The sequence below is a fragment of the Geodermatophilus sp. SYSU D00965 genome, from assembly GCF_054050075.1.
Genome location: NZ_JBJGYQ010000025.1, coordinates 26439 through 46160 on the forward strand (window position 1 = coordinate 26439; position 19722 = coordinate 46160).

The 19722-nt window shown below is 75.3% G+C and carries 20 protein-coding genes; 9 read left to right on the forward strand and 11 right to left on the reverse strand.

The features are described from left to right. Window positions 1-113 precede the first annotated feature (113 nt). Entirely contained in the window at window positions 114-968 is an 855-nt protein-coding gene (locus tag ACI789_RS20595; RefSeq protein ID WP_457011252.1) for an Fpg/Nei family DNA glycosylase, read from the forward strand. 11 nt (window positions 969-979) lie between these two features. Next, the gene (locus ACI789_RS20600; protein ID WP_457011253.1) at window positions 980-1618 is read left to right on the forward strand and encodes a haloacid dehalogenase; all 639 of its coding nucleotides are present in this window, start codon (window positions 980-982) and stop codon (window positions 1616-1618) included. Window positions 1619-1696: 78 nt separating this feature from the next. On the opposite strand, the gene ACI789_RS20605 is transcribed toward ACI789_RS20600, so the two are convergent. The 3 genes from ACI789_RS20605 to ACI789_RS20615 all read right to left on the reverse strand — a co-directional run bounded on the left by ACI789_RS20605 (window position 1697) and on the right by ACI789_RS20615 (window position 4644). Further along, window positions 1697-2731 (reverse strand): methyl-accepting chemotaxis protein, encoded by a 1035-nt coding sequence (locus ACI789_RS20605; protein ID WP_457011254.1) that lies wholly within the window; start codon window positions 2729-2731, stop codon window positions 1697-1699. 113 nt (window positions 2732-2844) lie between these two features. Next, a complete protein-coding gene (locus ACI789_RS20610; RefSeq protein WP_457011256.1) occupies window positions 2845-4062 on the reverse strand; it encodes an MBL fold metallo-hydrolase in 1218 nt (405 codons plus the stop codon). Window positions 4063-4101: 39 nt separating this feature from the next. Then, complete coding sequence (locus tag ACI789_RS20615) at window positions 4102-4644, reverse strand: copper chaperone PCu(A)C (RefSeq protein ID WP_457011257.1); 543 nt, start codon at window positions 4642-4644, stop codon at window positions 4102-4104. 103 nt (window positions 4645-4747) lie between these two features. Here ACI789_RS20615 and ACI789_RS20620 point away from each other — a divergent pair, with 103 nt between their 5' ends. After that, complete coding sequence (locus tag ACI789_RS20620) at window positions 4748-5344, forward strand: MarR family transcriptional regulator (RefSeq protein ID WP_457011259.1); 597 nt, start codon at window positions 4748-4750, stop codon at window positions 5342-5344. A 6-nt stretch (window positions 5345-5350) separates the two neighbouring features. Here ACI789_RS20620 and ACI789_RS20625 read toward each other — a convergent pair whose 3' ends face one another. Next, window positions 5351-6658: a Rieske 2Fe-2S domain-containing protein gene (locus ACI789_RS20625; RefSeq protein ID WP_457011260.1), complete on the reverse strand. Its 1308-nt coding sequence runs from the start codon at window positions 6656-6658 to the stop codon at window positions 5351-5353. Window positions 6659-6855: 197 nt separating this feature from the next. Between ACI789_RS20625 and ACI789_RS20630 the strand changes: the two genes are divergently transcribed. Both ACI789_RS20630 and ACI789_RS20635 read left to right on the forward strand, forming a co-directional pair. Next, window positions 6856-7245: a DUF485 domain-containing protein gene (locus ACI789_RS20630; RefSeq protein WP_457011262.1), complete on the forward strand. Its 390-nt coding sequence runs from the start codon at window positions 6856-6858 to the stop codon at window positions 7243-7245. Next, complete coding sequence (locus ACI789_RS20635) at window positions 7235-8881, forward strand: solute symporter family protein (protein ID WP_456919972.1); 1647 nt, start codon at window positions 7235-7237, stop codon at window positions 8879-8881. The genes ACI789_RS20630 and ACI789_RS20635 overlap by 11 nt, the downstream gene beginning before the upstream one ends. Window positions 8882-9000: 119 nt before the next feature. On the opposite strand, the gene ACI789_RS20640 is transcribed toward ACI789_RS20635, so the two are convergent. The 3 genes from ACI789_RS20640 to ACI789_RS20650 form a co-directional block, all read right to left on the reverse strand. Continuing rightward, the gene (locus ACI789_RS20640) at window positions 9001-9219 is read right to left on the reverse strand and encodes a hypothetical protein (RefSeq protein ID WP_457011264.1); all 219 of its coding nucleotides are present in this window, start codon (window positions 9217-9219) and stop codon (window positions 9001-9003) included. A gap of 104 nt (window positions 9220-9323) precedes the next feature. Continuing rightward, window positions 9324-10184, reverse strand: a complete 861-nt coding sequence (locus tag ACI789_RS20645; protein WP_456919970.1) for a manganese catalase family protein — start codon at window positions 10182-10184, stop codon at window positions 9324-9326. Between the two features lie 156 nt (window positions 10185-10340). Further along, entirely contained in the window at window positions 10341-11063 is a 723-nt protein-coding gene (locus ACI789_RS20650) for a sensor histidine kinase (protein ID WP_457011265.1), read from the reverse strand. A 68-nt stretch (window positions 11064-11131) separates the two neighbouring features. Between ACI789_RS20650 and ACI789_RS20655 the strand changes: the two genes are divergently transcribed. Together ACI789_RS20655 and ACI789_RS20660 are read left to right on the forward strand one after the other, a co-directional pair. Next, entirely contained in the window at window positions 11132-11815 is a 684-nt protein-coding gene (locus ACI789_RS20655) for a response regulator transcription factor (RefSeq protein ID WP_457011267.1), read from the forward strand. A gap of 122 nt (window positions 11816-11937) precedes the next feature. Then, window positions 11938-13212 (forward strand): glutamate mutase L, encoded by a 1275-nt coding sequence (locus tag ACI789_RS20660; RefSeq protein WP_457011268.1) that lies wholly within the window; start codon window positions 11938-11940, stop codon window positions 13210-13212. On the opposite strand, the gene ACI789_RS20665 is transcribed toward ACI789_RS20660, so the two are convergent. Together ACI789_RS20665 and ACI789_RS20670 are read right to left on the reverse strand one after the other, a co-directional pair. Next, entirely contained in the window at window positions 13160-14668 is a 1509-nt protein-coding gene (locus ACI789_RS20665) for a PH domain-containing protein (protein ID WP_457011269.1), read from the reverse strand. The two genes, ACI789_RS20660 and ACI789_RS20665, sit on opposite strands and share 53 nt — an antisense overlap. Then, a complete protein-coding gene (locus ACI789_RS20670) occupies window positions 14665-15174 on the reverse strand; it encodes a PH domain-containing protein (protein WP_457011271.1) in 510 nt (169 codons plus the stop codon). Before ACI789_RS20670 ends, ACI789_RS20665 begins: the two co-directional genes overlap by 4 nt. Window positions 15175-15231: 57 nt before the next feature. On the opposite strand from ACI789_RS20670, the gene ACI789_RS20675 reads away from it, so the two are divergent. Beyond that, window positions 15232-15561 carry a rhodanese-like domain-containing protein gene (locus ACI789_RS20675; RefSeq protein WP_457011272.1) on the forward strand — a complete coding sequence of 110 codons (330 nt, stop codon included), beginning with the start codon at window positions 15232-15234 and terminating at the stop codon, window positions 15559-15561. Window positions 15562-15604: 43 nt separating this feature from the next. On the opposite strand, the gene ACI789_RS20680 is transcribed toward ACI789_RS20675, so the two are convergent. Together ACI789_RS20680 and ACI789_RS20685 are read right to left on the reverse strand one after the other, a co-directional pair. Further along, complete coding sequence (locus ACI789_RS20680) at window positions 15605-17221, reverse strand: long-chain fatty acid--CoA ligase (protein WP_457011273.1); 1617 nt, start codon at window positions 17219-17221, stop codon at window positions 15605-15607. 153 nt (window positions 17222-17374) lie between these two features. Beyond that, on the reverse strand, window positions 17375-18580 hold the full coding sequence (locus ACI789_RS20685) for a cytochrome P450 (RefSeq protein ID WP_457011274.1): 1206 nt from the start codon (window positions 18578-18580) through the stop codon (window positions 17375-17377). Between the two features lie 49 nt (window positions 18581-18629). Between ACI789_RS20685 and ACI789_RS20690 the strand changes: the two genes are divergently transcribed. Then, window positions 18630-19577: a DUF5926 family protein gene (locus tag ACI789_RS20690; RefSeq protein ID WP_457011275.1), complete on the forward strand. Its 948-nt coding sequence runs from the start codon at window positions 18630-18632 to the stop codon at window positions 19575-19577. The last annotated feature ends 145 nt before the right edge of the window (window positions 19578-19722 follow it).

Consider the following 19722-nt stretch of genomic DNA (forward strand, 5'->3'; position numbering starts at 1 on the left):
CGTGCCGGTCCCCCCGGGGGCCGGCACGAGGGGTGGGTCCCCGGCCGGGGCGACCGCGGATCCGCCCGGATCGGGGGACGGCGGCCGGGAGTCCGAGCGGGCATCATGGCCGGGTGCCCGAGTTGCCCGAGGTGGAGGCGCTGGCCGCGTTCCTCCGCACGAACGCCGTCGGCCGGGTCGTGACGCGGGTCGACCTGGCCGCCGTCCAGGCGATCAAGACCTTCGACCCGCCGCTGACCTCGCTGGCCGGCCTCGAGCTGACCGGCGTCGCCCGGCACGGCAAGTTCCTCGACCTCGACGTCTCCGGCCTGCACCTGGTCGTCCACCTGGCGCGCGCCGGCTGGCTGCACTGGCGCACCGGGCTGCCGACCGCGCCGCCGAAGCCGGGGAAGGGCCCGCTGGCGCTGCGCGCCCACCTCGACGACGGCAACGGCTTCGACCTCACCGAGCAGGGCACCCGCAAGGGGCTGGCGGTCTACGTCGTCCGGACGCCGGCCGAGGTCCCCGGGATCGCCCGGCTCGGCCCCGACGCGCTCGAGGTGGACCGGGAGGCGTTCGCGGCGCTGCTGGCCGGCCGCTCCGGGCAGCTGAAGGGCGCGCTCACCGATCAGACGCTGGTCGCCGGCATCGGCAACGCCTACTCCGACGAGATCCTGCACGCGGCCCGGCTCTCGCCGTTCAAGATGGCCGACAAGCTGACCGAGGACGAGGTCGTCCGGCTCTACGACGCGGTGCGGGCCACGCTGACCGACGCGCTGGAGCGCCAGGTCGGTCAGCAGGCCGCGACGATGAAGGGCGAGAAGCGCTCCGGGCTGACGGTGCACGCGCGCACCGGGCTGCCCTGCCCGGTGTGCGGGGACACCGTCCGCGAGGTCAGCTTCGCCGACACCTCCCTGCAGTACTGCCCGACCTGCCAGACCGGCGGCAAGCCCCTGGCCGACCGGCGGCTGTCCAAGCTGCTGCGCTGATCGGGCCGTTCGTGCTGGTCACCGTCGACCTGTTCAGCGCGCTGATCGACTCCCGAGCGGGTGGCTCGGCGGCGCTCGCGCGGATCACCGGTGCCGACGGCGCGGCCCTCTACGACGTGTGGGACGCCGCCAACAAGGCCTCCCAGCGCGACGAGGCAGCCTGGGTGCCGTTCGCCGAGCACAGCCGCCGGGCGCTGGCCACCGCCTACGCGCAGCTCGGGGTGGACCGCGACCCCGACGGCGACGCCGCCGAGCTGCTGGCCTCGGTGGGGAACTGGCCGCTGTGGCCGGACGTCGAGGCGGGCCTGTCGGCGATCGGCGCGCGGCACCGGGTCGGGGTGCTGTCCAACGTCGACGACGCCGTCTTCGCCCGCACCCGCGTCGCGCCCCTGGTGGACGACGTCGCCGTCCTCACCTCCGAGCGGCTGCGGGCCTACAAGCCGGCCGCCGCCCTCTACCGGCGCGCCCTCGACCGCGCCGGGGGCCGGCTGGTGCACGTGGCCACCTCGGCGCGGGACGTGCGCGGCGCCCTGGCCGCCGGCATCGACGTCGTCCGGCTGCGCCGCCCGGGGCACGTGCTCGACCCGCAGGGCGGGACGCCGCAGCGCGAGGCGGGGGACCTGCCCGAGGTGGCCCGGCTCCTGACCTGAACGGAACCGGCTCAGGGCGTGGCCCCCTGCAGGGCCCCGCCGCGACCTCGCGAGTGGTGGGGGGCAGGAGGTCCTTCCTCAGCCGAGGATCTGGCGGGTCACCGCGGCCTGCTCGGTGAGGACGCCGCCGATCACCTGCTGGGTCTCGTTGATCCGCCCGACGACGGCCGCGATGGCCTGCAGCGCGGCGACCACGCGCTCGACCTGGCCCTGGATCGCGGTGACCTTCGCGTCGACGTCCCTGGTCGCCCGTGCGGTCTCCAGCGCCAGCTCCTTGACCTCCCCGGCGACGACGGCGAACCCGCGGCCGGCCTCCCCGGCCCGCGCCGCCTCGATCGTGGCGTTGAGCGCGAGCAGGTTGGTCTGGTCGGCGATGCCGCGGATGACCTTCACGACCTTGCCGATGTCCGTGCTGGACTCCCCCAGGCCCGCGACCTCGGAGTCGGCCTCGGCGGCCAGCCGGCGGCCGTCGTCGGCCACCGCGGTCGCCGACAGCACGTTCCGTTCGACCTCGGTGATCGACTCCAGCAGCTCCCGGCCGGCCGTCTCCAGCCGTTCCGCGGCGGCGAAGCGCTCCAGCGCCTGGCCGAGCAGGAACCCGGCGCTGCGCAGCGCCTGCGCCCGGCCGGGGGACAGGGCGAGCGTCCGCGTCGCGAAGAAGTCGAGGGTGCCCACCACCTCCCCGGCGACCACGATCGGCAGGCAGACGCCGGACCGGACGCCGGCCCGCCGTGCGGCGGGGGCGCGGACGCAGTCGGTGACCTCGGCGAGGTCCTCGACGAAGACCAGGTCGCGGGCGCGCCAGGCCCGGCCGGCCAGCCCCACACCCTCCGCGAAGGACGCCGCAAGGGTCACCTCGCGGAACTCGGCACCGGCCTCGCCGGACTCCTGGCCGAAGCGGAGCGCGCGCTCAGCCGGGTCGATCCGCCAGTGGGAGGCATAGGCCCAGCCGAACCGCTCGCGCACCAGGTCCAGGGCGGTGCCGATGGCCTGCTCGGCGGTCGTGCTGCGGCTGAGCGCGGTGACGACGGCGGTCACCGCGGCCACGTTCACGCGGGCCTCGGTGGCCCGCGGGTCCTCGGCGGCGGACGGTGCTCGGCGGGGAAACAGCATCGTCGGAGTCCCTCTCCTGTGTCCGGTGTGAGGGACCTTCGACCCTGCCCCGGGGTTCGTTGAGTCCGAAGCACTTCTGTTTTGCCCCACCGAGTGGGGCACCACCGATCGGGTCAGTCGAGCTGCCGCCGCGCGGTCAGCCAGGACGCCGCCCGCGCCAGCACCGAGCTGCCCACCCCGCCGTCCCCCTGGTCGACCGGCTCGTCGGCGGCCGACCCGACGACGCTCCACCAGTCGGTGACCGGGGGCGGGGTCAGGACGTCGACCCGCTCGCCGGGCCGTGGCACGGCGACCCGGGCGCCGGACCGCTCGGCGGCGGCGCACAGCCGCTGCACCGGTTCGGCCCAGCGGTGGAACGCCAGGTTGAACGTGGCCCAGTGCACCGGGACCAGCAGCCCGCCGCCGAGGTCGCCGTGGGCCTGCACGGCCTCCTCGGGGGTCATGTGGATGTACTGCCACGCGTCGTTGTAGGCGCCGATCGGCAGCAGGGTCAGGTCGAAGGGGCCCAGCAGGGCGCCGATGCCGGCGAAGGCAGGGGTGTAGCCGGTGTCGCCGCCGAAGAAGACCCGGTGCCGCGGCCCGGCGATGGCCCAGGAGGCCCACAGCGTGGTGTCCCGGGCGAAGAACCGGCCGGAGAAGTGCCGGGCCTCGGTGCAGGTGATGGTCAGCCCCGCGACGACGGCCGCGCCGTCCCAGTCCAGCTCGACGATGCGCTCCTCCGGCACGCCCCACCCGCGCAGGTGCGCCCCGATGCCCAGGGGCACCAGGAACGGGGCGGTCTGGGTGCGCAGCAGCTCGCGGACGGTGGGCAGGTCGAGGTGGTCGTAGTGGTCGTGCGATACGAGGACGGCGTCGACCGGCGGCAGCTCGGCGAGCGGACCGGGCACCGGGTGCAGCCGGGTGGGGCCGAGCAGCGGGGAGGGCGAGACGCGATCCCCCCACACCGGGTCGACCAGCACCCGGCGGCCGTCGACCTCGATGAGCGCGCTGGAGTGCCCGAACCAGGTGACGGCCAGCTCCCCGGCCTCGGCCGGCAGCGCGGGGCGGGCCAGCGGCACCGGTCGGGCGGGCAGCCCGGTGTGCCGCTCCTCGTGCATCTGGCGCAGCAGCCCCCGCCGCGCGCTGGCCGGGGGCAGCGCGGGGGTGGTCATCCGGTTGTGGAACCGGCCCTCGGAGAACTGCGGCGACTTCCCGGCGTACCTGCGTACCTCCCGGCGGTTGGCGCCGAGCGCCGTGGGTAGGCCCCGGGCGGCGCGGGCGACCCAGACGGCGGGCCCGGCGAGAGTGGCGGCGACGGCGAAGGCGGTGCGGCGGGCAGCGGGGGACGGCACGACCGCCAGCATCCCAGCGGAGTGCGCCTGCGCGCCGCGTCAGGGGTCGACGTCCTCCGCCGGGTCGGGGAAGTCGAACGGCGCGGCCGGGTCCTCGCCCTCGGCCGCGACCACCGCCTCCACCGTGACCTCTCCGGCGTCCTCGAACACGAACGTCACCGGGATCGACTGCGACGACCGCAGCGGCGTCCGCAGGTCCTCCAGGACGACCGAGGGGGCGCCCTCGGCACCGACGTACACGTTGTCGTCGGGCGGGACGGCGATGGTCCCGGGCGCTCCGCCCGCGACCAGCTCGGCATCGGTGAAGTCGGGCCCGCGCACGTCGAGGAGGGTGTCGGCCTCGGATCCGTCGTTGGCGATGGCGAGGAACAGCCGGGCGTCCTCGCCCTCCTCGTGGACCCCGTCGAGCGGGAACTCGAGCTGGACCTGCAGCAGCTTGATCGTCTCGTCGACGACGACGTCGGGGCCCACCGCGCCGCTGTCGTCGACGTCGGGGAGCTCGTCACCGGCACACCCGGCCAGTGCCAGGACGACGGCGAGGGTGGGCAGCGGCAGTCGGCGGGCGCTTCCGCTGGGGGACACGGGTTCTCCTTCTCGTGGACGGCGTCGGGACGGCACCTACCCGTGCGGTTGTGCTGGATACCAACTGTTGCCGTACTGCAATGAAAGCGTCACGATGACCGGCGTGACGGCCGCCGAGGACGACGTGCTCATCGCCCTGGCCCGCGGGGTCGTGGGGGTCACCACCCGGGCGGCGGGCCGGCTCGGGGGCGTCTCGGTGACGCAGCTGCGCGCGCTCACCGTGCTGCGGGGGCGCGAGGGAGCCAGGCTGGCCGGGCTGGCCGGGGCCCTGGGCGTCACCGTGTCCACGGCGAGCCGTCTGGTCGACCGGCTCGTGGCCGCCGGCCTGGCCGAGCGGCGGCCCTCACCGCGCACGCGCCGGGAGGTCGCCCTCGAGCTCAGCGCCGCCGGGGCCGCGCTGCTCGACCGCTACGACGCGCTGCGGCTGACCGAGCTGCGGGCCGCGCTCGACGCCCTCCCTCCCGGCCGACGGGGCGAGGTGCTCGCCGCCCTGGGCGAGTTCGGGACTGCGCTGGACTCCCCGCCGGAGCCGGAGGCCGAGGTGGCGGCGGAGCCCGACCCGACCCCGGTGCCGACCGAGCCCGAGGGCGGCGACCCCGCGTGCTGGCAGGCGCGCGTGTGCCCCGCCTGCGGGCGGCTGGCCGACGAGGACCCGCCCACGCGCTGCGCGGCCTGCGGCGAGCTGCTGCCGGCCGGCTGACCGAGCTCAGGCGGCGCCGCGGAGGTGCCGGGCCGAGGCCGCGAAGTCGGCCAGCGCGCGGCGCAGCGCCACCCCGAGCCGGTCGGAGCGCACGTGCAGCTCGTCGCGCACGTCCAGCGGCAGCCCGCTGTCGGGCAGTTGCGCCTGCAGCGCGAGGTCCTCGGCGAGCACCCGGCGCTGGATGGCCACCTCGCGGGCGACGTCGTCCGGCCAGGGCAGCCGCGCCCCGGGGCCCGCCGACACCAGCATCCGGGTGTAGACGCGGGTGGAGTCGGCGTCCTCCGGCTGCAGCAGGCACAGGATCGTCGTCACGGCGCCGGTGTCGGGGGAGTCCAGCCGCAGCCGCAGCTGGAACGGCGCCCGGTAGGTGTAGGTGGCGCGGCGCCGGACCGGCGGGCCGGCCACGCCGTCGGGGTGGTGCGGCGTCTCGTACGGGCGCTCCAGCTCCGCGCGGAACCCGCCCTCCTCCGGGACGACGTCGAAGGCGGGCACCTCGGCGGCGTCCGCGGAGCCGCCGATCCGGCTGTGCACGAACGGCGCGTGCGCCACGTCGAAGAAGGTGTCGGCCAGCGGCCCGGCGGGGCCCGGCGAGCGGACCGGCGGCAGCCAGGTGCTCACGAACCGGCGGTCGCCGTCCTCCGGCACGTCCAGGGGCACGTCGTGCGGCTCGGCGGGGGCCAGCCAGACGACGCCGAGGCGCTCGACGACGGCGAACGCGGGCGGCTCGACCTCCAGCCCGTGCGCGGTGCGGCGCAGCAGCCAGGTGCGGCCCAGCAGCCGGACCTGCAGCCAGCCCCCGGGGACCAGCTCCCGGGACAGTGCGACGGGGTGCCACGCGTGCTCCAGGGACCGGTCGAGGTTGCCGAACACCGGGCCGCGCGGCTCCTCCGGCGGCGGCGCCGGCTCGGTGGCCGTGCCGGCGGACGGGCGCGGCGGGACGGCAGCGGCCGTCGGCTCGGGCGCCAGCCAGACCCAGCCGTGCCGCTCCTCGACGGCCCAGGGCATCGCCAGGTCCGCCCGCGGCGGGGGTGAGCCGTCGGGGCCGAGGGACGGGATGGACACGCAGTGGCCCTCGGCGTCGAACCGCCACCCGTGGTACGGGCACTGCAGTCGGCCCCCGACGACCGTCGCCGCCGCCAGCGGCACCAGCCGGTGCGGGCAGCGCGCGGGGAAGGCGCTCACCTCACCGCCGGGCCGGAGCCGGACCACCACGTACGGCCGGCCTCCGGCGCCCACCGGCACCGGCGTCGTCCCGACCTCGGCGGCGCGGGCCACCGGGAACCACCCCGTCGACGTCGTCCCAGGCGTGTCCATGACCCATTGCAGCGCGGCCGCGTTCCCGCCCGGTTACGGACGCCGGACGGTCAGGCAACGTCGGCGACGGGCCCTGCGCCCGATCGGCGGATCGTCCGACACGGTTCCGTCTCGAACAGCACACGGCGGGTCGACACGTCTCTACAGTGATCACGATCACACAGCAGGTTCCCAGTCCTGACAGGGGAGGGCGCACCGTGACACCACCCGCCGAACGCCGGTTGCTCACACCGGAGGAGTACGAGCAGGCCCAGGCCTCACCCGAGTTCGCGGAGCTCAAGCGGCGGTTCCGTCGGTTCGCGTTCCCGATGACGGTCGCGTTCCTGGTCTGGTACCTGCTCTACGTCCTGCTCTCGACCTACGCGCCGGACTTCATGTCCACGCCGGTCTTCGGCAACGTGAACCTCGGGATCCTGCTCGGCCTCGCGCAGTTCGTGACGACGTTCGTCATCACGCACCTCTACGTCGCCCACGCCGACCGGCGCACCGACCCGATCGCCGACGAGATGCGCGAGCGGCTGGAGCACCACGACTACGCGCGTCACCGGGACGCGTCGATGGACGAGGAGATCACCCGTGGCCGCTGAGGTGCTCGCCGCCGAGAGCGCGACGATCGGCAACCCAGCGATCAACATCGCGATCTTCGGGGTCTTCGTCGCCATCACGCTGGTCATCACGTTCCGGGCCAGCCGGACGAACAAGAGCGCGGCCGACTACTACGCGGCCGGCCGCAACATCAGCGGGACGCAGAACGGCCTGGCCATTGCCGGCGACTACCTCTCGGCGGCCTCCTTCCTGGGCATCGCCGGCGCCATCGCGGTGTTCGGCTACGACGGGTTCCTGTACTCGATCGGCTTCCTCGTCGCCTGGCTGGTGGCGCTGCTGCTGGTCGCGGAGCTGATGCGCAACACCGCGCGGTTCACGATGGCCGACGTCCTCGCCTTCCGGATGCGGCAGGGGCCGGTGCGCACCGCCGCGGCCATCTCCACGCTGGCGGTGTCGCTGTTCTACCTGCTGGCGCAGATGTCCGGCGCCGGCGGCCTGGTCACCCTGCTGCTGGGGGTCACCGGTGAGGCGGCCCAGGCGCTCGTGGTCGTGCTGGTCGGCGCGCTGATGATCATCTACGTGCTCGTCGGCGGCATGCGCGGCACCACCTACGTGCAGATCATCAAGGCCTCGCTGCTCATCGCCGGCGCGCTGGTCATGACCGTGTGGGTCCTGGGCCTCTACGGCTTCAACCTGTCGGCGCTGCTCGGCGGCGCGGTGGACCAGGCCGTCGAGGGCCGCGACGTCCTGGCACCCGGGGCGCAGTACGGCGCGACCGACACCTCCAAGCTGGACTTCGTCTCCCTGGGCCTCGCGCTGGTGCTCGGGACGGCAGGCCTGCCGCACGTCCTGATGCGCTTCTACACCGTGCCGACGGCGAAGGACGCCCGTCGCTCGGTGGTCTGGGCGATCTGGCTGATCGGCATCTTCTACCTGTTCAGCCTGATCATCGGCTACGGCGCCGGTGCCCTGGTGGGCCCCGAGACGATCCTCGGCGCGCCGGGCGCGGTGAACTCGGCCGCGCCGCTGCTGGCCTTCGAGCTCGGCGGCACGGTCCTGCTGGGCATCATCGCCGGCGTCGCGTTCGCCACGATCCTCGCGGTCGTCGCGGGCCTGACGATCACCGCGTCGGCGTCGTTCGCGCACGACGTGTACGCCTCGGTGATCAAGAAGGGCAACGTGCCGCCGAACGGCGAGGTGAAGGTCGCGCGCATCACCGCCGTCGTGATCGGCGCGATCTCCATCGGGCTGGGCATCCTGGCGCTGCAGGCCGGGCTGAACATCGCCTTCCTGGTGGCGCTGGCCTTCGCCGTCGCCGCCTCGGCGAACCTGCCGACCATCCTCTACACGCTGTTCTGGAAGCGCTTCACCACCCAGGGCGCGCTGTGGTCGATGTACGGCGGGCTGATCGCCTGCATCGTCCTGATCATCTTCTCGCCGGTGGTGTCGGGTGCGCCGATCGTGGAGGCGACCGGCAAGAGCACCTCGCTGATCCAGGGGGTCGACTTCTCCTGGTTCCCGCTCAACAACCCGGGCCTGGTGTCCATCCCGCTGTCGTTCTTCCTGGGCTGGCTGGGCACCGTCCTGTCGAAGGAGAAGCCGAACGAGGCCAAGTGGGCCGAGCTCGAGGTGCGGGCGCTCACCGGCATCGGGGCGGAGAAGGCCGTCCAGCACTGAAAGGACCCCCTCCTCCCCACCCCTCGCTCCGCTCGGGGCGGGGCCCGGGAGGGGGCCGTTCCATTCCGTTGCGTGGCCGAGGCGCGCGTCCCGTCGGGGGCGCGCGCCTCGTGCGCTGCTCAGGCGGCCCGGGCCGCGGGGGCGGCGTCGGGGGCCAGGACGGCGTCCACGACGGGGACGGCGCGGTGCGCTCGCCGGTGGCGCACGGCCCAGCGGCTGACCAGGCCGGTGAGGACGACCAGGCCGGCCAGGGTGTGCTGGCCTGGTGCGGTGACCGCGACGGCGAGCGCCGCGGCGTAGACCACCGTCAGCAGGACGGCGGGGAGGGACAGGTGCACGGTGCTTCCTCCTGGGGGGCGGAGGCGTCCCGCCGGCCGGCAGCCGGGTCGCCGAGGACCCGGCCGCCGGCGCGGCGACGGCGCAGGACAGGAGCCTCAGCAGGTCACTTGAGCATGTCCTTGGCCTTCTGGAGGAACGACTGCCCCGGCTGCTGCGGGGTCGGGAACAGCCGCGGGTCGCCGGGCGGCAGGATCGGTGCGTCGGCGGTCGCCTCGATCGGGCGGGCGGAGAACTGGCCGCGGCCGTCGACCGACGGGCCCGACGCCCAGCGGCCGGCCGAGGCCTCGGGGCCGTCGGAGGCGTCGATGAAGGTGTAGCCCAGGTCGCCGACCTCCTCCTCCAGCGGGAACGCCTCCGGCACCGGGATGCCCTCGAGGCCGTCGTCCTTGAGCTCCTCGATCGCGGCCAGCCACTGCTGCTGGTGGTAGTGGTCGCGGGTGATGAGGAACCGCAGCATGTCCTTGACCCCGGGGTCGTCGGTCATGTTGTAGAGCCGGGCGACCTGCAGGCGGCCCTGCATCTCGGCGGTGGCGTTGTACATGAAGTCGGCCATCAGGTTGCCGCTGGCGGTGACGTACGCGCCGGTCCAGGGGTTGCCCATGCTGTCCATGTAGGAGGCGCCGGCGCCGTTGACGATCGGGTGCTGCGGGTTGTGCTGGCCGTAGCCGGCGGCGGCCTCCTTGGTGCGGTCGGCGGCGTCCGGCTTGAGCGGGATGTGGTCGAGCAGCCGGTCGATCATCGTCACGATCATCTCGACGTGGGCCAGCTCTTCCGTGCCGATCGCGAGGAGCAGGTCCTTGTACTTGCCGGGCAGCCGGCAGTTCCAGCCCTGCAGCAGGTACTGCGTGGCGACGGTCATCTCGCCCCACTGACCGCCGAGGACCTCCTGCATCTTGCGGGCGAAGTCCGGGTCCGGACCGTCGGGCTTTGCCTCGTACTGCAGGGCGTGGGTGTGCGTGAACACGGGTGCTCCCTTGCGTCGTCGCGACCACCGCCGATGCGGTGACACCAGGGATCTGCCCGCGCCCGGTGGCCCGCCCGTGCCGGTCTCTGGCCCCCCGGTGCCAACCTCACGGGAGCGGAGTGGCAGGGACGCGGGATCCGCGCCGTGGCACTCCGCTCAGCGGTCGGGGAGCTGCACGATGAGGGTCAGCGAGGCGCCGTCGGCGTCCCACACCACCTGCCCGCCGAGCTCCCGAGTCTGTCGCCGGACCGACCACAGGCCCAGCCCCGTGAGGTCCGGCGGCGGCAGCTCGGCACCCAGGTGCCCGATCAGCCGCTCGGGGTGCGCGACGGCCTGGGTCAGCGCGAGGTCCACCCAGGCCGGGCGGCAGGTGAGCGCCAGCCGCACCGGCGCGCCCGCCCCGTGCCGGTGCGCGTTCTCCAGCAGGTTGATGAGGATCCGCTGGACCCGGGCGTCGGCCACCCGCACGTCCGCAGCGTCCTCGCCGAACGCCACGGTCAGCTGGTGCGCGGGGAGCCCGGAGGCGGTCACCGAGGCGTGCACGACGTCCGTCAGCCGGCGCGAGGTCGGGGTCCGCGACGCGGCGCCACCGGCGGCCGCCGCCGTCCGCAGCATGGAGGACAGGTGGGCGGTCTGGGCGCGGGCCAGCTCGAGCACCTCGTCGGGGTCGACGACGTCCTGGCCCAGCGAGCCGAGCAGGGCCTCCAGCGAGGCCAACGGCGTGCACATGTCGTGGCACAGGGCGCGCACCACCGCGTCGTCGGCGCTGGCCGGCCGCGGTCGGGTACGGCGGGGCAGGCCGGCCCGGACCCGACGGGCCAGGCCGGAGAGCAGCCGCGGCGGGGTGTGCCAGGTCGAGGGGTTGGCGGCGAGGGTCATGGGCACCTCCATCGTGCGCAACCGGTGAGCCCGTGCCGGTGCGCGGCGACCGTCGGGGGGAGTGGCAGGTGACCGACGCCGGTGCTGAGCGCCGCCCTGTCGATGTCGTGCTGGTGGACGACCACCCGCTGTTCAGCCGTGGTCTGGCGCTGCTCCTGCCCGGCGTGAGTGACGGGCGGGTGAGGGTCGTCGGGACGACGGATGACGCCTCGGCGGCGGCCGCCCTCGTGCGCCGGCACCACGCCGACGTCGCCGTCGTCGACCTGCACATGCCGCCCCCGGGCGGGACGCGGGCGATCGCGGCGATCCTCCGGACCGACCCGATGGTCCGGGTCGTGGCCCTCTCCGGTATGGCCGAGACGGAGGACGCCATCGAGGCGCTGCGGGCGGGCGCGGCCGGCTACCTGCCGAAGACCGCCGACCCCGAGCACCTGGTCCGCCCGCTGCTGGCGGTCCTCGACGGCTGGTCGGTCGTCCCCGACGACCTGCTGCGCCGGCTGCTGGACGACGCCACCCCCACCGGTGAGCAGGGGATCCCCGAGCGGCTGACCGCCGACGAGCGCCGGCTGTGGCGGCTGGTGGCCGACGGCGCCCCGACGGTGGAGATCGCCACCACGCTGCACGTGTCCGAGCGGACCGCCAAGCGGCTGGTCGCCGCCCTGCTGCGCAGCCTCGGGGTGACCACCCGGGTGGAGGCCGCCGCGCTCGCGGGCCGGGTGAACCTGGGGAAGTCGACGGGCCGGCAGGGCTGACCTCCGGAACGGTGCCGGATCGGAGGTCATGGCTCCCCGCGCTACCCACGAACGGAGACCGGCACGCGCGGCTAGGGTCGCCCGGTGACCGCGCCGACCGTCCTCTCCGGGCTGCCGCCGGCATGAGCGCGGTCGCCTGCGTCGACATCGGGTCGACCTGGACCAAGGCCGCCCTCGTCGACCTCCCGGGCGGCGTGCTCCTGGCCCGCGCGCAGGCACCCACCGACGCCGACGACGTCGTCCGCGGGGTGCTCGCCGCCACCGCCGCCTTCCCCGACGCGCCGGTGCTCGCCTGCTCGAGCGCCGGCGGCGGGCTGCGGCTGGCGGTGGTCGGGTACGAGGAGCTGATCAGCGCCGAGGCCGGGCACCGTGCCGCGCTGTCGGCCGGGGCCCGCGTCGTCCACGTGGCCGCCGGCCGGCTGTCGGAGGCGGCGCTGGCGCGGCTGTGGGCGGCCGAGCCGGACGTCGTCCTGCTCGTCGGCGGCACCGACGGCGGCGAGTCCTCGGTGCTGCGGCACAACGCGGTGGCGCTGGCCTCGGGGGTCAGGTCCGTCCCCGTCGTGCTGGCCGGCAACGCCGCCGTCCGGGACGAGGTCGCGGCGCTGCTGCGCGCGGGCGGCGTGCCCGTCACCGAGACCGCCAACGTGCTGCCCGACATCGGCCGGCTGGCCCCGGAGCCGGCGCGGGCGGCGATCCGGGAGGTGTTCCTCCGGCACGTCATCGGCGGCGACCGGCTGTCGACCGACCCGCGGCTGCGCGAGTGGGTGCGCACGGTGACGCCGGACGCCGTCCTCGCCGGGGTGTCGGTGCTCGCGGCCGGCCGGGCGGGCGCCGACGTCCCGGGGGTCGTCGTGGTGGACGTCGGCGGCGCGACCACCGACGTCTACTGCGTGCCCGACCCGGACGCGGAGCAGGCGTCGCTGGGCCGCGAGGCGGTCGGGGTCCCGGCGGCGCGGCGCACCGTCGAGGGCGACCTCGGGGTCGAGGCGAGTGCGGACGCGCTGCGTGCGGCTGCCGCGGCGGAGGAGGTCCCGCTGCCCGGGGCGGACCCGCTCGACCTCGGGACGGCGGCCGCGACCATCGCGCTGCGCCGGCACCTGCGCGCGGAGGCGGCCTACGGCGGTGGCGCCGGGGCGCGCGCCGTCGGCCTGGTCGTGCTGTCCGGCGGGGTGTTCCGGCACGGCGCGCCCGACGCGGTGGACGCCGCTGCGGCGCGGATCGCCGCCGACCGCGGGGGAGCCGGCGGCGTGCTGGCCGGTGCCGAGGTCGCCGTCGACGTCCGGTACGTGCTGGCCGCGGCGGGCCTGCTGGCCGCTGACGCTCCCGCCGCGGCGGCGGGCCTGCTCAGCGCGGGGCGAGCGTTCCGGCCCACGTCCCGGACGACGCCGCCGCGGTGAAGCCGGCGACGTCCGCGGCGGCGAGGTCCACCGCCGCGTAGCCACCGCTGCCGGCGCCGACGCAGGCGACCACCGTGGCCAGCCCCGCACGGCGCTGGAACACGCTCTGCCGCACCCGCCACCCCACGACGGCGCGGCGCTGCAGCACCGCCTGCTCCCGGACCAGCCAGCCGCCGCGGACGCTGAACGAGCGCGGCCCCGCCCGGTGCCCGAGCGACCGGTACCGCCCGATCCCCATGGGCACGCCGAGCACGGTGAGCACGCCGCCGGCGACGAGCAGCCACCACCAGCCGAGGGTGGCGGTCGCGAGGACCCCCGCCGCGGCGACCAGCAGGCCGGCCACCAGCGCCCGGACCAGCCGCCGGCGCCGTGCCGCGGGCGGGTGCGCGGTCAGCGGTCCGGGGTCCTCGACCAGTCGCCCCAGCAGCGCCTGCGCCTCCGACCGCGGGCCCAGCGGCAGCAGCTGGCCGCGCCGGTTGGCCTGGCCCAGCCCGGTGACCAGGGCGTTGACCCGGGCGGCGCGCACCCACCGCATGCCCAGCCCCTCGCTCAGCGTGCCGCCGCGGATGCGGTCGACCTCCAGCTCGGTGTGCCGCCGGGTGAGCAGCCCGCGGACGGCGACCAGCGACCCGCCCCGCCGGACCAGCCGGAACCGCCAGTTGACCAGCGCCGCGCCGACGACCGCGGCCAGCGCCAGCAGTGGCACCGCGACCGCCAGCGCGCCGAGCGCGATGCGGGGGTCGGACAGGTCGGGGCCGGCGACCTCGGGCACCAGACCGTCGGGCAGCTCGTCGACGAACCGGAACAGCGCACCCACCGCGGCCAGCGGGACGACCAGGTAGCTGCCGACCAGCGGCGCGTACAGCAGCCAGCGGTCGTCGAAGCGGGCGAACTCCTCCTCGGCCGGCTCCTCGGGCTCCGCCGTCCCCGGCGCGGCCGCCGGGCCGGTCGCGACGCGGCGGGCCAGCAGCCGGGTCCGCAGCCGGTCGCCCTCGGCGGCCGGCACGCCGTCGATGACGACCTCCTCCTGGTTCACGCCCACCGACCCGGCCGCGGCGTCGATGCGCACCCGCACGAGGCCGAACAGCCGGTGCAGCAACGGCGTCTCGACCTCGACGCCGCGGATGCGGTCGTTGGGCACCGTGCGCACCGAGCGGGCCAGCAGCCCGCGGGTCACCACCAGCGCCGTCGGCCCGTCGACGTAGCTGAACCGCCACCAGCCCAGCGCGGCCGCGACGAGCGACAGCACGGTGATCGCGACGGCCAGCAGGGCGACCGTGGTCAGCCCGTCGTCGAAGCCGACGACCGCGGCGAGCGGGATGAGCAGCGGCACCAGTTGGCGGGCCTGCCGGAACGTGACGGTGTGCACCAGCACGATGCGCGGCGACGTCCGCCGGGCCTCGACGTCGGGCGCCGGTGCGGCCGGGGCGGCCGGGAGTCCCTCGGGGGAGGTCATGTCGCCTCGTCGCGGACCAGCTCGGCCCGGCGGGCGAGGTCGTCGGCCACCCGCCGGGCGACGTCGGCCTCCAGGTGCAGCACCCGCACGGTGCCCTGGCTGGAGGCGGTCAGCACGGCGACCGTGGCCAGGCCGAACAGCTGCTGGAGGACGCCGCGGGTCACGTCGACGGTCTGGATGCGCGAGATCGGGACCAGCGTCCAGGTGCGGGTCAGCCAGCCGGTGAGCGTGTAGACGGCCTCGTCGGTGACCTCCCAGTGGTGCACCCGGTAGCGGAACCGGGGCCGGACGCCGATCGCCACGACCGCGTACACCAGCAGCAGGGCCGGCAGCACCCAGCGCAGCACCGGCACGGGGCCGCCCACGGGGACGAAGAGCACGAAGGCCGCCACCAGGGCCCCGTAGAACAGGGTGCCCAGCACCCCCTCGGTGACCCACAGCCCGATGGCGGAGCGGGACAGCGCCCAGGCGGGGTCACGGACCGGCGCGGTGGTCTCGGCAGTCATCGCCGCCCATCCTCGCAGCCGGGCGGCGTGCGGCCGCGTGTCACGATGGGGTGTGTGATGCCGCAGCAGGTCCCGACCGTCCCCGCCGGCGAGCTCCCCGGCGACGCCGTCGTCCTCGACGTCCGCGAGGACGACGAGTGGGTGCACGGGCACATCGAGGGCGCGACGCACATCGCGATGGGCGAGGTGCCGGCCCGGCTCGACGAGCTGCCCGAGGGTGACCCGCTCTACGTGGTGTGCCGCAGCGGCGGGCGCTCGGCGCGGGTGGCCGCGTGGCTCAACGCCAACGGTTTCGACTCGGTCAACGTCGGCGGCGGGATGGGGGAGTGGGAGGCGGCCGGCCGGCCCATGGTCAGCGAGACCGGCCAGCCGCCCTTCGTGCGCTGAGCGGAGCGCCAGGGGTGAGGGATCCTCGCCCCTGGCACTCCGCTCAGCTCTCCACGGGGCGCTCGGCGAAGCGGGCGCGCAGGTCCTTCTTCGAGAACTTGCCGACGCTGGTCTTGGGCACCTCGTCGATGAACTCGACGGCGTCGGGCAGCCACCACTTGGCGACCTGGGGCCGCAGGTGCTCGAGCACCTCCTCCTCGGTCATCGTCTCGCCCGGCTTGACGACGACGCAGGCCAGCGGGCGCTCGTCCCACTTCGGGTGCGGGATGCCGACGACCGCCGCCTCCTTCACCTTCGGGTGGCTCATGATCACGTTCTCGAGGTCGACCGAGCTGATCCACTCGCCGCCGGACTTGATGAGGTCCTTGGTGCGGTCGGCGATGCGGATCGAGCCGTACTCGTCCATGGCCGCCACGTCGCCGGTGCGCATCCAGCCGTCCGGGGTGGACAGCACCACGCCGGCGTCGGGGTTGTAGTAGTCCTGGGCGCACCACGGGCCGCGGACCTGCAGCTCACCGGTGGCCTTGTCGTCCCACGGCTGCGGCTCGAACGTCTCGGCGTCGACGATGCGCGCCTCCACCCCGAGGAACGGGATGCCGGCGCGCGCCCGCTGGGTGGCCTTGGTCTCCTCGTCAGCGTCGAGGAACCGGCGGGGCAGCACGCCCGAGGAGGCCACCGGGTGGGTCTCGGTCATGCCCCAGGCCTGCAGGATCGCCAGGCCGATCTGCTCGCGGTAGGCCTCCGAGAGCGCCTTGGGCACCGCCGAGCCGCCGCAGCCGATGCAGCGCAGCTTGTGCTCGCGGCCGGCCAGGTGCGGCAGCACGCCCTGCCAGATGGTCGGGACGCCGGCGGTGAAGGTGACGCCCTCGTCGATGATCAGGTCGGCCAGGGCCTGCGGCTGCATCATCGGCCCCGGCATGACCAGCGAGGCGCCGGCGGCCGGGGCGGCCTGGGCGATCCCCCACGCGTTGGCGTGGAACATCGGCACGACCGGCATCGCGACGTCCTGGATGCCCAGGCCGAACGCGTTGGGCGCCATCACGCCCATCGTGTGCAGCCAGGTCGAGCGGTGGCTGTAGACGACGCCCTTGGGGTTGCCGGTGGTGCCGCTCGTGTAGCACATCGACGCGGCCCGGTACTCGTCGGTGACGTGGAAGTCGACCGGGGAGGCCTCGGCGAGCAGCGCCTCGTAGTCGAGCACCCGCGGGTCGTCGGGGATCTCGTTGTCCCCGCCGTCGTCCATGACCACGACGTGCTTGACCGTCTTCATGGTGTCGATCAGCGGCCACAGCAGCGGCAGGACCGTGCGGTCGGCGAAGACGACCTCGTCCTCGGCGTGGTTGGCGATGTAGGTCAGCTGCTCGGGGAACAGCCGGATGTTGAGGGTGTGCAGCACCCGGCCGGTGGACGGCGCCGCGAAGTACAGCTCCAGGTGGCGCTGGCTGTTCCACCCGAAGGTGCCCACGCGCCCGTCCTCGGAGATGCCCAGGGTGTCGAGCACCCCGCCCAGCTTCCGGGTGCGCTGAGCCCACTCCGCGTACGTCGTCCGGGTGATCCCGCCGGGCCCGGCGGTGGCGATGGTGCCGTCGCCGTAGTGCTGCTCGACGTGCCGGAAGATCGCATCGATGGTCAGGGGGTAGTCCTGCATGAGCCCGCGCATGGCCGCATCGTGCCAGTGAGCTGGCTCACGATCTACCGGTGAGTACCGCCCGGGCGCCGACCTCGCCGCGTGGCCGCCGGACCCGCGTCGTGCCGCGAGGTCGGCGACGACACCGGGGCTCTGGAGCCCGGTCGGAGGCCGGAGGTCGACAGATCAGCGGAGCACCACGGGCAGCTGCGCCAGGCCGCGGATGACGAACTCCGGGCGGCGCACCGGCTCCCCGCCCAGCTCCAGCCGCGACGTGCGGTCCAGCAGCGCACCGAACGAGGCCTGCAGCTCGACGCGGGCCAGCGGCGCGCCGATGCAGAAGTGGACGCCGGCGCCGAACGAGATGTGCGGGTTGTCCGGGCGGCCCACGTCGAGGGTGTCCGGGTCGGCGAAGACGGCGGGGTCGCGGTTGGCCGCCCCCAGCAGCGCGGCGATCTTCTGGCCCTCCCGCACGGTCGCGCCGCCGATCTCGACGTCGGCGCCGGCGGTGCGCTCGAACAGCTGCAGCGGCGAGTCGAAGCGCATCAGCTCCTCGATCGCGGTGGGCAGCAGGCCGCGGTCGGCCCGGAGCCGGGCCAGCTGGTCGGGCGAGCGCAGCAGCGCCAGCAGCCCGTTGCCGGTCACGTTGACCGTCGCCTCGTGACCGGCGTTGAGCAGCAGGATGCAGGTGGTGACCAGCTCGTCCTCGGTCAGCCGGTCGCCGTCCGCGTCCCGGACGCTCACCAGGTGGCTGACCAGGTCCTCGCCGAGGTGCCGGCGCCGGTCGGCGGCCAGCTCGCGCAGGTAGGTGACGAACTCGTCCGCCGCCCGCTCGGCCGCCTCCTCGACGGCCGCGGTGCGCCCGTACTCGTACATCTTCACGATCGCGTTCGACCACGGCCGCAGCAGCGGCCGGTCGGCCTGGGGGACGCCGAGCAGCTCGGCGATGACGTCGACCGGCAGCTGCTCGGCCATGCCGGAGAGGACGTCGACCGGCTCGCTGCCCCCGGAGCGCTCGACGAGCTCGTCGACCAGCCGGCCGGCGAGGTCCTCGACCCAGGGCCGCAGCCGCTCCACGTGGCCGCGCGCGAACGCGGTGCTGACCAGCCGGCGCAGCCGCGTGTGCGACGGCGGCTCCATCTCCAGGATCGCGTTGCGGTGGATGAGGTTGAAGCTCCCGAACCGCTCCGCCGGCTGCTTGTCCCGCCAGATCCGGCCCAGCCGCCGGTCGCGCAGGACGGCGTTGCTCTCGGCGTGGGTGAAGGCCAGCCACAGGCCCAGCCCCTCGTGCCACTGCACCGGCGCCTGTGCCCGTGCCCGGGCGAACGCCGGGTAGGGGTCGGCCACGACGGCGGGGTCGGTGAGGTCGAGCAGCGGGGCTGTGCTGGTCACCCCACGCAGCCTATGAGGGCGGTCGCGGGCGTCCCCCTACCCTCGTCCCATGGCCCGCTCCGCGACCCGCAAGCGCTCCGCTCCCCCCGCCGCGTCGTCCGCCACGGACGGCGGCGTCAACCCGAAGGCGCCCTGCCCGTGCGGCTCGGGCCGCCGCTACAAGCACTGCCACGGCTCGGGCTACGCGCCGCCGGTGACCCGGCCCTTCGAGGGGCTGCCCGGTGAGCCGCACTGGGTCGCCCTGCGCGAGCTGGTGCCCGCGGCCACCGTGCCGCTGACGACCACCGACGGCCGGGACGTCACCCTGGCCAGCGTGCTGCCCGGCGGGGCTCCCGCGCTGGTGCGGGCCAACGGCGAGATCCTGCTCGGCGTCCAGCTGCAGACCTCCTCCGACGACGTCAGCCGCGACCTGGGGACGGCGCTGGCGGCGGCCCTCGAGGCGCCCACCGGTGCCCCGGTCGACCCCGGTCCCATCGGCGGCGCCGGCTCGGCCGGGCCACGGCTGCAGGAGCTGCTCGACCTCGACGCCCCGTTCGAGGTCACCGTGCACCCCGACTTCGGCTTCTGGCTGGAGGGCACCGAGCCGTCGGCGGCGGCGCGCGCCGGACTCGAGCAGGCCAACGCTGCGGTGCTGCCCACCGAGCTGCTGCCGGGCCTGGGCGCGGCGTACTGGGTGCGCCCCTCGGCCGAGCGGGCGCACCTGCGCTGGGTGCGTCCGGAGCCGGAGGAGCGGCTGCTCGACGCGCTGGCCCGGCTGCGGGCGGCCGAGCAGGTCACCCTCGGCGAGGGCACCCGGTACGCCGGCGCCTTCCGCGCCCACGGCCTCGTCGTCCCCGTGTGGGACCTGCCCGCCGACACCCCGGCCGCCGACTGGACCGACGCGGCCACCGCGTTCCAGGACCGGCTGGAGCAGGCCCTGGCCGCGACCGAGCCGCTCACCGCCGACGAGCGCCGCGCCCGCGCCGGCCTGCTGTCCCGCCAGATCACCCTGCGCTGAGTCCCGCCGCACCGGCGGCGGGCACCACCTCCGGACGCTCGTGCCCTGTCCACCCCGGTGAGCAGGGCACGAGCCCGCCGGGGTGACGGTGCGGCCCCTCCTCGAGCTCTGCCCACGGTCGGGGGCAGAGCTCGACTGCGTTCCG